Origin of the sequence: Kitasatospora sp. NPDC048239, from assembly GCF_043202015.1 — a bacterium.
In the GTDB taxonomy this organism is placed as follows: Bacteria; Actinomycetota; Actinomycetes; order Streptomycetales; family Streptomycetaceae; genus Kitasatospora.
The window spans coordinates 709,633-721,427 of record NZ_JBICZP010000005.1 but is presented as its reverse complement, the minus strand read 5'-3'; the positions used below and the strand labels follow the sequence as shown (position 1 = coordinate 721,427).

Here is an 11,795-nt window from a genome sequence, read left to right as displayed (position 1 = left end):
GCGTACAGCGACTTCGCCTTCTCCAGATCCCCGCCCCGGACCGCCGCCGCGAACGCCTCCACCGCCGGCACCGTCGCATCCGCCTGCTCCTGCGCATACCCCCGGTACGCGTCCACCGCCGCCGCCAACCGCGGATCCACCGCAGCCGCCGAACCGCCGTCACCGGTCACGGTGATCCTCTGACGGATACCGTCACCCACCATGCCCGGCTTGCACGCCACCTCGTACGACCCGGCCCTGATCTCCGCGCTCAGCGTCGCCTTCGTCCCCGGACCGATGTTCTCCCGCTCCGTGACGATCTTGTCACCGGCCGCATAGACGTACACCTCGGTCGTCTTCGAGCCCTTGTTCGCGATCTCGATCGCCACCTGCCCCGCCGGGAACGTCGTCCTCGACACCTCACACGCCGTGTCCGACGCCGTCACCTTCACCGCGTCCGACGACCCCTTGTCGTCCTTCTTCTGCGAGCAGCCGACCAACAGCGTGCCTGAGACGGCCAGGACGAGCAGCGTGGCGGCGGTGGAACGGCGCGCGGGCATGAGGGCTCCAACGGGGAGGGCAGGGTGCACCAGGGCAGGACTGAGCGTGGGTGACGGAACCGGTTGGCACCGGCGCCCCCACCCACTTAGCTAAGGCATACCTTAGGCAATCCTTATATGACCGTCTACACCGCCCCCCACCTGCGATGAACCCGGACCCGAAGGACCCCGGCGCCGGGCGTGTCGTCAGCCCACCAACCCCGTCCTCAGCCCACCGGCCCCGCCGTCAGCCCACCGACCGCGCCGCCGGGCCCGCCGGCCCCGTCACCGCAGCGGGGTGCGGCGGGCGGCCGCGCGGGCGGTCCAGCGGCCCTCGTGCCGGCTGATCCGGATCGGGTGGCCGAAACAGGCGCTGATCAGCTCGGTGGTCATCACCTCGCCGACCGGGCCCGCGGCGATGCACTCCCCGGCCCGCAGCAGCAGCGCGTGCGTGGTGCTCTCCGGCAGCTCCTCCAGATGGTGGGTGACCAGCACGCTGGCCAGCTCGGGGTGCTGGTGGCGCAGCAGGTCGAGGCTGTCCAGCAGCAGCTCGCGGGCCGTCAGGTCCAGTCCGGTGGCGGGCTCGTCGAGCAGGAGCAGGAGCGGGCTGGGCATCAGCGCTCGGGCGATCAGGGCACGGCCGCGCTCGCCCTGGGAGAGCGTGGTCCAGGGGGCGTCGGCCATCGCGGTCATGCCGAGGGTCTCGATCAGCTGCTCGGCGCGGTCCAGTGCCGCGGGGGCGGGCTTGCGGTAGAGGTCCGGCTCGATGGTGTTGGTCAGACCGGTGAGCACCACCTCGCGCACGCTCAGCGGCGAGCGCAGCGGGTGGCGGGGGTTGACGTGGCCGAGGTGGGCGCGCAGGTCGCGGATGTCGACCCGGCCGAGCCGGCGGCCGAGCACGTCCACCTCGCCCCGGGTGGGGTGGGAGACCGCGCCGAGCAGGGCGAGCAGGGTGGACTTGCCGGCGCCGTTGGCGCCGAGCAGGGCCCAGTGCTCGCCGGGCTGGATCGCGAGGTTGATCCCGCGCAGCAGGTAGCGGCCGTCGCGGACGACGTCGACGTCCCTGGTGCGCAGCAGCGGGCCATCGGGCAGCGGGGCGGACGTGCTCATGGGTGACGGGCCTCCGTGGGCTTGGCGCCGGGCAGGGTGCGGGTGCGGGGCGCCGCACCGGGCGGGCAGGCGCCGACCGTCCGCGTGCAGAGTACAACCGCGGCGCGGCGGCGGCCGGGGCGTCCGAGGTGCGGACGGGCCGCCCGGGAGCGGGCGGTTGGGGCAAGAGCCTGTCGCGGGGCGGTGGTTGCGGGCACTATCGGGGGGGATTCGCACGGTGGATGGGGGCTGGGTATGGAGATCGGGCAGGGGCGCGCGGGGACGCTGCACGGCCGGTTCGAGGAGCAGGCGCAGCGGGCGCCGGAGGCGGTGGCCGTCCGGTTCGCCGGGCGGGATCTGACGTACGGGGAGCTGGACGCGCGGGCGAACCGGCTGGCCCGGCACCTGGCGGCGAACGGACTCGCGCCGGGGGGCCTGGCGGCGGTGGCGCTGGGCCGGGGCGCGGAGGTGTTCGTCGCGCTGCTGGCGGTGCTGAAGGCGGGCGGCGCCTATGTGCCGCTGGAGCCGGGTGCGCCCGATCCGCTGCTGCGCCACGTCCTGGCGGACGCCGCGCCGGCGGTGGTGGTGACCGAGGAGGCCCACCGGGTGCGGCTCACGGACGCCAGCGGCCGGGCGGTGGTCTGCGTGGACTCGGCGGCGGAGGCGGTCGCCGCGCTGTCCGCGGACCCGCCGCGGGTGCCGGTCGGACCGGCGGACCTCGCCTGCGTCTTCTTCACCTCCGGCTCGACCGCCCTGCCCAAGGGCGCGCTGATCGAGCACCGCCACCTGCTGGCCGCGTACGAGGGCTGGCGGAAGGTGTACGCGCTGACCGCCGCCGACCGGATCCTGCAGACGGCGAGCCTGGAGTTCGACGTCTTCACGGCGGACTGGGTGCGCGCCCTGTGCACCGGGGCGGCCCTGGTGGTCGCCCCGCGCAACCTGACGCTGGACCGCACGGCCGACATCGCCGAGCTGCCCGCCCTGGTGGCCGCCGAGGGCGTGACGGTGCTGGAGCTGAACGCGTCCACCGCCCGGCGGCTGCACGGCCACCTCGGCACCGCCGGGGGCGGGGCCGCGTTCGCCGGGGTGCGGCTGCTCACGGTGGGTGCGGAGAAGTGGTTCCTGGACGAGCAGTCGGCTCTGCACCGGCTGCTCGGCGGGGGCGTCCGGGTGCTCAACGTGTACGGCCTCGCGGAGGCCTCCGTCGACAGCACCTACTTCGACGCGGAGGGCGTCGCCGAGGACGGCCGGGGCACCTGTCTGGTGGGTGTGCCGTTCCCCGGCAGCCGGGTGTACGTGCTCCGGCCGGACGGCGGGCGCGCGCCGCGCGGGGCGGTCGGCGAGATCGCCGTCGCGGGCGCGGGCCTCGGCCGGGGGTATCTGAAGCGGCCCCGGGAGGAGGCCGGGCGGTTCCGGAGCGCCGGGTTCGACCCGGACGGGCGGATCCTGCTGACCGGGGACGTGGGCCGGATCCGCGAGGACGGGGTGCTGGAGTTCCTCGGCCGCGCCGCAGGGGTGCTCGGCTCGACCGGTGAGGAGTCGGGCCGGGCGCAGGCCGCCGGGACGGTCGCCCGGGTGGCGGCCGCCGCCCGGACCGAGGGGGTGCTGCGCTCGCACCCGGGGGTGCAGGAGTGCGCGGTCGCCGAGGTGGAGGTGGAGCCGGGGCGGCGGGCCGTGGTCGGGTACGCGGTGGCCGCCCCGGACGCCGCCGCGCTGGACCCCTGGTCGCTCTCCTCCCACCTGGCCGAACACCTGCCGGCGGGGGAGGCGCCCGCCGCCGTGGTGCCGCTGCCCGCGCTCCCCCGCACCCGGGCCGGCAAGCTGGACCGCGGCGCACTGCCGCTGCCCGCCCCACGCCACTACACCGGGCCGCGCTCCGGCAAGGGCGGCCGGGGCTCCGCCAAGAGCGGCGGCCTGGCGGGGGCCGGACAGGACACCGACCGCCCCCCGGGCTGCATCTGGGCCCTCCCGACGCTGATCGTCGCCTATGTGGCCTGGGTGCTGACCGACACCCTCTTCCCCCGGTCCACCGACACCTCGCTGGTGCCCTCCCCGTACGACGGCTACTTCACCTGGCTGTACGTCTGCGAGTGCGTGGCGTTCGGCGCCGGCGTGACGTTCCTGCTCTTCGGCCCCCAGGTGATCGCCCGGTTCAAGCGGCCGCTCGGGCTGTCCGTGGCCGCCAACCTGTCGGTGTTCTGGCTGCTGGCCGCGTGGTGGCCACAGGACAACCTCTACCGCATCAGCTCCCCGTCGGACTGGCCGCGCCAGGCCGTGCTGGTCTACGTGTTCAACGTCGCGCTGATGGTCGCGGCCCTGGTGCTCGTCCGCTTCCTCGCCTGGCGCCCGCCCACCGAACGGGCCTGACCGCCCGCCCGCCGACGGTCGGCCGGCCGGCCGGCGGCCGTGCACCGGTGACCGTCAGCGCAGGGCCTCGAACATCCGGCCCAGGGCGTGGTTCGCCGCGGTGAGGAGGGCCTCGGCCGCGTCCAGTGCCTCGGCGCTGCGCGCGGCCAGGGCGAGGCCGACGGCGGGCTCCGGCTGGTAGCCGGTGGTCGGCACCAGCGGCAGCAGGGTGACGCCGAGGGCCGCGCAGCGCGGTCGCAGCCGGTCCAGGTGCTCGTGGAGCGCCTCCTGGGAGAGCCGGGCGCCGAGCGGTGCGCCGTCCAGGGTGCGGACCAGGTGGCCGGGCCCGCGCACCTCGTCGAGCCGGGCGCGAAGCAGGAAGGCGACGGCGGGTCCGGTGAGGCGCAGATTGGCCTCGGTCGGGGCGAGCCGGCGCTGCCGGTCGGTGACGAAGTCGACGTCGAACCAGCCCCGGTAGCCCTCGGCGGCCAGCCGTTCGCCCACCGCCAGACCGAACCGCTCGGCGGTCCGGGCGAGTTCGGGCGGGACGACGCCGGGGCCGACGGTGACGCCCTGGTAGTGGGTGCCGTCGACGGCCATCTCGCCGGTGCCGACGGGGTGGACCCGTCCGTCGGCGCCGATCACCGCGTCGAAGGTGAGGTCGCGCAGCCGGTCGGCCGGGCCGGCGTCGATGTACTCCTCCAGCAGCAGGCCGTCTCCGGGCGGCAGGACCTCGTCCGCGGTGAGCCGGCGCAGCAGTGCTCGCCCGCCGCCGGCCGTGAACAGCTCCTGCGGGGTGACCACGGCGGTGCCGAACCCCCCGACGCCGTAGGGGCTCTTCACCACGGTGGTGGCGCCCCGGGTCGCGCGGGCGGTGAGCCGCCGGGCGGCCTGACGGGTCGTCGCGGGCTGTTCCTGCCACGGCACGGCGATCCCGGGGTGGTCGGCGGCCAGCTCGGCGAAGAGCCCGTGGGCGGCCGCCTTCGACTCGTAGCGCCGGACGGCCGCCAGCTCCGGACCGCCGCCGCCCCAGTGGTCGGTGCGCCCCCAGGCCACCACCGGCAGTCCGGCGGCCGCGATCCGCTCGGCCAGTGCCGGGCGCCCGGCCAGTGCCCGGCCGAGCGTCTCGGTGTCCGCGACCCCGCTGTACAGCTCGACCGGCCCCCACTCCAACTCGCGGGCGAGCCAGCCGATCCAGGCCTCCTCGACCAGCGCGGGCAGCACCAGCAGCGCCGGTTCCGGGCTGTAGCAGGCCGCCATGCCCGCGTAGTGGTGCCCCTGGCGCAGCCTTCGCTCCCGCTGCGCGGCGCCCACCCCGTCGGGCAGGAACTGCTCGTTGAAGTCGGCCACGTTCCCGAGGTGCACGGCTCGTCGGCCGCCGGTCCACGCCCCCACCCACCCGTCCATACCCGGGAGCCTACGACGGCGGGCCGCCGCCCGGGGCCGGAAGCGGCCCGTCCCCGTCGGGCTGAAGTCACCGGCCCTGATGGAACTTGATCGGTTCTGGACACGAAATGGTCAAGATCTGACCCAACGTCTAGCAAAGGTTGGCTGCTCACCGTCAATCTCGGTCGCAGCTCTTTCCCTGCAGCTACCCCGACTGGAGTCAGAGTGAGCCCCACCTCCTCTCACCGCCGCCACCTCGCGGCCGGAGCCATAGCGGCCACCGCCGCCCTCGTCGCCGCCACCTTCCAGGCGGGCACGGCCTCCGCCGCCGCCACCGGGCGGGACGCGGCGATCACCCTGGCCAGGGCCAACGTCACCCACAACGCCGGCGTCTTCGGCTTCGGCGACGGCCAGGACCTTCAGGTCAAGGACGTCATCCTGGACGCCGACGGCAGCCAGCACGTCCGCTTCGACCGCAGCTACCTCGGACTGCCCGTCGTCGGCGGCGACCTGGTGGTCCACCAGGACGCCCGCGGCCGGCTCAAGGACTCCTCCCGCGCGGCGGCCCACGACGCCGCGGTGAAGTCCATCGTCCCGACCGTCCCCGCCCAGGCCACCGCGGGCCGCGCGCTCCAGGCCGCGCCCGGCATCAGCTCCGCGACCAGCACGCCCGAGCTGGTCGTCTGGGCCGCCGACGGCACCCCGCGCCTCGCCTGGAAGACCACGGTCGCCGGCGTCGGCGAGCACGGCCAGCCCTCCGGCCGGATCGTCGTCACCGACGCCACCACCGGCGAGCAGATCGAGGCCTACGACGCGGAGCACCAGGCCGACGGCACCGGCCACTCCGAGTACACCGGCGACGTCACCATCGCGACCACCCCGCAGACCGGCGGCTACGCGCTGAAGGACCCGACCCGCGGCCACGTCACCAAGGACGCCCACAACGTCTCGGCCAACTCACTGAACGCGTCCTCCGGGACGCTGTTCACCGACGCCGACAACGTCTGGGGCGACGGGCGGAAGTTCTCCACCGACCGCTCCACCGCCGCCGTCGACGCCCACGCCAACACCGCCTGGACCTTCGACTACTACAAGAACGTCTTCGGCCGCAGCGGCATCAAGAACGACGGCAAGGGCGCCACCGTCTTCGTCCACGTCGGCACCAACTGGGACAACGCCCAGTGGTCCGACCAGTGCTTCTGCATGATGACCGGTGACGGCGACGGCGTGACCGACCCCGAGCAGGTCGACCTCGACACCATGGGCCACGAGATGACCCACGGTGTCACCAGCGCCACCGCCAACCTGCGCTACAGCGGCGAGTCCGGCGGCCTCAACGAGGCCACCAGCGACATCTTCGGCACCATGGTCGAGTGGTACGCCAACAACGGCGTGGACACCCCCGACTACCTGTTCAGCGACCAGTCCACCCCGCCTTGGCTGCGCCGGATGGACAAGCCCTCGCTGGACGGCGGGTCCGCCGACTGCTGGACCAGCAAGGTCGGCCGGCTGGACGTCCACAACTCCTCGGGCGTCGGCAACCACTGGTTCTACCTCGCCAGCGAGGGCAGCGGCAGCAAGACCATCAACGGCTTCACCTACAACAGCCCGACCTGCAACGGCTCCACGGTCACCGGTATCGGCAACCAGAAGGTCGCCAAGATCTGGTACCGGGCACTGACGGTCTACATGACCTCCACCACGACGTACAAGGGCGCCCGCACCGCGTCCCTGAGCGCCGCGACGGACCTCTACGGTGCCAACAGCACCGAGTACAAGGCGGTCGCGGCCGCCTGGAGCGCCGTCTCCGTCGCCTGATCCCGCACGGGCCCGGCAGTTCACGGTACCCAGCGGCTCGCACCACCAGCGGCCCGTCGCTCCGGCGGCGGGCCGCTGCCGTGCGCGCCGGGCGCGGTCGGCCCGACCCGGACCCGCCCCGGCCCCGGTGCCGGCCTCAGGTGGTGAAGCCGATGTGCACGTGGTCGTGGTGGGTCTCGTCGGTGAAGAACTGGTTGCCCGCGCCGCCCGAGAGCGCGATCGGACCGCCCACGTTGTAGGAGCCGGCCGCCGCCGCGTCCCGCATGAACGACTCGATCAGCCGCCGGGGCGTGGCCGCGTCCACCACCGCCTGCCCGTCGATCTGCCACACGTCCAGGGCCCGGCCGCGCGGGTGGTCGCTGGGCCGGCTGGTGCCGAACACGTCCAGCGGGTGCCCGGACCGCAGCACGGTGAGCGACAGCCGGTAGGTGCCGGCCAGGTCGAGCATCGCCCGGAGCACGCTCTCGTGCACGACGCCGCTGCGCAGGTCGGCGACCGCCGCCGGCGGCAGCTGGATCCGCGGCTGCGCCAGCACCTGGCCGACGGCGGGCGACGGCGAGGCGGTGGGCGCGGCGGGCACCCCCGGGATCAGTTCGGTGACGGCCCAGCGGGGTTGCTCCCGGCTCAGCCGGACGTCGACCGTCGTACCGCCCTCGGCGATCGAGCCGTCCGGCTGCCGGGTCCACTGCCGGCACGCGACCATGACGCTGGAGGTGTCGGCGAGGATGCCGCCGTACTGGGCCTCGATCACCTCCAGCGCGGCCTCCGCCGCGGCCGGGGCGAGCGGGCCGGCCTGGTCCACCAGGGTCGGCGGCAGGCCGAGCGCGGCCACCCGGGCCTTGGCCGCCCCCGGCCCCTGCCCGCCGACCGGCCAGGACCCGATCGCCGTGACCAGTTCGACGGCGCGGCGCTTGACGTCGGGCTGCACGTCGGAGGCGTTCGGCTGCCAGGGCGGCGGCTTCGGCAGCGCGGCGACGGTAGGCGTGGCGGTGGCGGTGGCCGCCGTCGCGGCGGGAGTCGGCGACGGCTCGGGCGGGTTGGTGGCCGGGCCGGTCGCCGGGCCGGTCGCCGATGCACTGCCGCTGCTGCCGCCACCGCTCGCGCAGCCGGCGGCCGAGAGCAGCAGGGCGGACGCCCCCGCCAGCAGCAGCCCGCGGCGGCCGGGCCGGGGGGCGCCCGTCTCCTCGTTCAGCACCGGGCCAGTATGCCCGCCCGCCCGGCGCCGACCGGCGTGTCAGCCCAGGACGCGCACCGGCGTGCCGTCCAGGAACGCCGCGATGTCCTCCACCGCCTGGCCGTAGTACGTCCGGTAGTTGTCCCGCGAGACATAGCCCAGGTGCGGGGTGGCCAGCAGCCGCGGGGCGGTGCGCAGCGGGTGCCCGGCCGGGAGCGGTTCGAGGTCGAACACGTCCACCGCCGCGCCCGCGATCCGGCCCCCGGTGAGGGCGGCGAGCAGGGCGTCCTGGTCGATGATGGCGGCGCGGGAGGTGTTGACCAGATAGGCCTCCGGCTTCATCAGGGCCAGTTCCGCCCCGCCCAGCAGGCCGCGGGTGCGGTCGCTCAGCGCCAGGTGCACCGAGACGAAGTCGCTGCCGCCCAGCAGGTCCTCCTTGGAGGCGGCGCGGCGCACGCCGACCTCGGCGGCCCGCTCCTCGGTGAGGTTCTGGCTCCAGGCGGCCACGTCCATGCCGAAGGCGAGGCCGACCCGGGCGACCAGGCTGCCGGTCTTCCCGAGGCCGAGCAGGCCGAGCGTGCGGCCGGACAGGTCGGCGCCGACGGTGCTCTGCCAGGGGCCGCCCTCGCGCAGCGCGGTGTTCTCCGCCACGATGCCCCGGGCGAGGCCGAGCAGCAGTGCCCAGGTCAGCTCGACCGGCGCGGTGGAGAGGCTGGCGGTGCCACAGACCGTCACCCCGTGGGCCGCGGCGGCGGCGAGGTCGATGACGGAGTTCCGCATGCCGGTGGCGACCAGCAGCCGCAGCCGGGGCAGCCGGGCGAACAGTGCGGCGGGGAAGGCGACGCGCTCGCGCAGGGTCACCACGAGGTCGAAGTCGGCCAGGGCCTCGGCGAGTTCGTCCTCGGTGTGGAAGTGCTCGGGGAAGGCCACGACCTCCACCCGGTCGGTGACGGGCGACCAGTCGACGATGCTGGTGGAGACGCCCTGGAAGTCGTCCAGTACGGCACAGCGAAGTTTCATGTCGGCACTCTCGCAGACGCGTTGCTCCCCCGCGGTGGCGGGGCACGGTCCGTCACCCGCGGTAGCCGCCAGGCCCTAAGGCCGGTCCGGTCCGGGCGGCGGCCCCGGCTCGCCCGGGCCCCCGGTGAGGTGGGCGAAGACGTCGTCGAGGGTCGGGCGGCGCAGCGCGAAGTCGGCGACCTCGACGCCCGCGTCGCGCAGGGCGGCCGCCACGTCGGCGATGCCGCCGAGGCCGTCGTCCAGCTGGATGGCCAGTCGGCCCCCGGCCTCGTCGAGGGCCGGTTCGGCGGCGAGCACGGGGCGCAGGGCCGCCAGGGCCGCGCCGGCGTCGGCGGGTCGGGCGACGGTCAGCTCCAGCCGTTCGCGGCCGACCTTGCGCTTCAGCTCGTCGGGGGTGCCGTCGGCGATGACCCGGCCGGAGTCCACCACCACGATCTGGTCGGCCAGCTGGTCGGCCTCCTCCAGGTACTGGGTGGTGAGCAGCACCGTGACGCCGTCGGCGACGAGTTCGCGGACCACGCCCCACAGGGCGATCCGGCTGACCGGGTCGAGGCCGGTGGTCGGCTCGTCCAGGAAGAGCACCGGTGGCGCGGTGATCAGGCAGCTGGCGAGGTCGAGGCGGCGGCGCATGCCGCCGGAGTAGGAGCGGGCGGGCCGGTGGCCGACGTCGGACAGGCCGAAGCGTTCGAGCAGTTCGTCGGCGCGGGCCCGGGCGCGGCGGCGGCCGAGGTGCAGCAGGCAGCCGAGCAGGACGAGGTTCTCCCGGCCGGTGAGCACCTCGTCCACGGCGGCGTACTGGCCGGCCAGGCCGATGCGGCGGCGCACCTCGTCCGGTCGGCGGGCGACGTCGAAGCCGGCCACCTCGGCGCGCCCGCCGTCCGGTTCGACCAGGGTGGTGAGGATCTGCACGGTGGTGGTCTTGCCGGCGCCGTTCGGGCCGAGCAGGCCGAGAACGGTGCCGGCCCGGACGCTCAGGTCGATGGCGGCGATGGCCTGGACGCCGCTCCGGTAGCGCTTGTGCAGGCCTTCCGCACGGATTGCCAGGTCCATGGTGGGTGCTCCCGACCTCTCCCGACCCCGGTGGCGTTCGCCGCCTTCGGGTCGACTGTGGCACGTCCCGCTGACGGCGGGCTGACGGTCCGTGGCCCGGCTCAGGCGGTGAGCCGCACCGGCAGGCCGCTGTAGCCGAAGACGAAGTTGGAGTAGAGCCGGCGCGGCGGGCCGAGGAGTTCGATCCCGGCGACCCGTTCGCGCAGGGCGGCCAGCATCGCCTCGACATGGGTGCGGCCGAGGAAGGCGCCGATGCAGAAGTGCGGTCCGTAGCCGAAGGCGACGTGCTTGTTCGGGGTGCGGGCGAGGTCGAAGGTGTACGGGTCGGCGAAGACGTCCTCGTCGAAGTCGGCCGAGCTGTTCCAGAGGGTGACGACGTCCCCGGCCCGGATGGTGCGGCCGCCGAGCTCGACGTCGGTCAGGGCGCGGCGGCCGAAGTGCATGGCCGGGGTGGTCCAGCGCATGACCTCCTCGGTGGCGGTCTCCAGCCCGACGGCGCCGGTGCGCAGCGCCTTCCACTGCCCGGGGTGCTCGGAGAGCGCGATGAGGGCGCCGACCGAGGACATCCGGCTGGACTCGTCGCCGCCGAGGATCAGGCTGTAGCAGTTGAAGACGATCTCCTCCTCGCTGAGCGGCGCTCCGTCGACGGTGCCGGTGGCGAGGGCGCTGATGACGTCGTCGCCGGGGTGGCGGCGGCGTTCGGCGGCCAGTTCGGAGAAGTAGAGCAGGATCTCGTTGCGGGCGAGCCACTCCTCGGTCTCGCTGTGGTCGGCGCTGGTCCGGGAGAGGGTCTGGGTGTTCCAGTGGACCAGTTGCTCGCGGTCCTCGGCGGGGATGCCCATCAGGTCGCCGATGGTGTTGATCGGGATGTGGTCGGCGAGGTCGGTGACGAAGTCGAAGGCGCCGCGGGCCAGGCCCCGGTCGATCAGCTCCCCGGTGCGGCGGTGGACGCCCTCGACGACGGGGGCGAGTGCGCGCGGGGAGAAGGACTTGAGCATCAGGTTGCGGATGTCCCGGTGCCGGGGGCCGTCGGTGACGGCGAGCATCTTGCGGGAGGCCGAGTCCTCGCCCTGGAGGAGGGTGGCGAGGACGTTGCCGCGCTCGGAGGTGAAGCGCTTGTTGTCGCGGTAGACGGCGAGGACGTCGGCGTGCCGGGAGATCACCCAGAAGGGCGGTTTGCCGTCGGTGGCGGGGTGCAGGTGGACGGGGCTCTCGGCGCGGAACCTGGCCCACATCGCGCGCAGCCCGCTGGAGAGGTGGGTCTGCGGGTCGGTCAGGTCGATGGCGGCCAGATCCGCCTCCACGAGGTCCGGGGAGGTGTCGGCGGGGGCGTCCGGCGGGGAGGCCTCGCCGGTCGTCGCGTGCGGCTGGGGCATGACGGCCCTTTCCGGGAC

The 11,795-nt window shown here is 74.6% G+C and carries 9 protein-coding genes; 2 read left to right on the top strand and 7 right to left on the bottom strand.

The genetic code is table 11. The annotated features are described in order from the left end of the window. Positions 1 to 539, bottom strand: a 539-nt coding sequence (locus ACGFZP_RS17610) for a cupredoxin domain-containing protein (protein ID WP_392933445.1), incomplete at its 3' end; no start/stop codon positions are given. Between the two features lie 264 nt (positions 540 to 803). Then, a complete protein-coding gene (locus ACGFZP_RS17605) occupies positions 804 to 1,628 on the bottom strand; it encodes an ABC transporter ATP-binding protein (RefSeq protein WP_392933443.1) in 825 nt (274 codons plus the stop codon). 234 nt (positions 1,629 to 1,862) lie between these two features. Here ACGFZP_RS17605 and ACGFZP_RS17600 point away from each other — a divergent pair, with 234 nt between their 5' ends. Then, positions 1,863 to 3,974: an amino acid adenylation domain-containing protein gene (locus tag ACGFZP_RS17600; protein ID WP_392933440.1), complete on the top strand. Its 2,112-nt coding sequence runs from the start codon at positions 1,863 to 1,865 to the stop codon at positions 3,972 to 3,974. Between the two features lie 54 nt (positions 3,975 to 4,028). Here ACGFZP_RS17600 and ACGFZP_RS17595 read toward each other — a convergent pair whose 3' ends face one another. Beyond that, a complete protein-coding gene (locus ACGFZP_RS17595; protein WP_392933439.1) occupies positions 4,029 to 5,360 on the bottom strand; it encodes a hypothetical protein in 1,332 nt (443 codons plus the stop codon). Positions 5,361 to 5,564: 204 nt separating this feature from the next. On the opposite strand from ACGFZP_RS17595, the gene ACGFZP_RS17590 reads away from it, so the two are divergent. Then, the gene (locus tag ACGFZP_RS17590; RefSeq protein ID WP_392933436.1) at positions 5,565 to 7,157 is read left to right on the top strand and encodes a M4 family metallopeptidase; all 1,593 of its coding nucleotides are present in this window, start codon (positions 5,565 to 5,567) and stop codon (positions 7,155 to 7,157) included. Positions 7,158 to 7,293: 136 nt separating this feature from the next. Here the strand turns inward: ACGFZP_RS17590 and ACGFZP_RS17585 are convergent, their stop codons facing one another. From ACGFZP_RS17585 to ACGFZP_RS17570, 4 genes are all read right to left on the bottom strand, one after another. Further along, complete coding sequence (locus ACGFZP_RS17585) at positions 7,294 to 8,352, bottom strand: hypothetical protein (protein ID WP_392933433.1); 1,059 nt, start codon at positions 8,350 to 8,352, stop codon at positions 7,294 to 7,296. 39 nt (positions 8,353 to 8,391) lie between these two features. Then, positions 8,392 to 9,351 carry a D-2-hydroxyacid dehydrogenase family protein gene (locus tag ACGFZP_RS17580; RefSeq protein ID WP_392933430.1) on the bottom strand — a complete coding sequence of 320 codons (960 nt, stop codon included), beginning with the start codon at positions 9,349 to 9,351 and terminating at the stop codon, positions 8,392 to 8,394. 75 nt (positions 9,352 to 9,426) lie between these two features. Beyond that, on the bottom strand, positions 9,427 to 10,401 hold the full coding sequence (locus ACGFZP_RS17575) for an ATP-binding cassette domain-containing protein (RefSeq protein WP_392933424.1): 975 nt from the start codon (positions 10,399 to 10,401) through the stop codon (positions 9,427 to 9,429). Between the two features lie 101 nt (positions 10,402 to 10,502). Then, complete coding sequence (locus ACGFZP_RS17570; RefSeq protein ID WP_392933421.1) at positions 10,503 to 11,777, bottom strand: cytochrome P450; 1,275 nt, start codon at positions 11,775 to 11,777, stop codon at positions 10,503 to 10,505. Between the last annotated feature and the right edge of the window lie 18 nt (positions 11,778 to 11,795).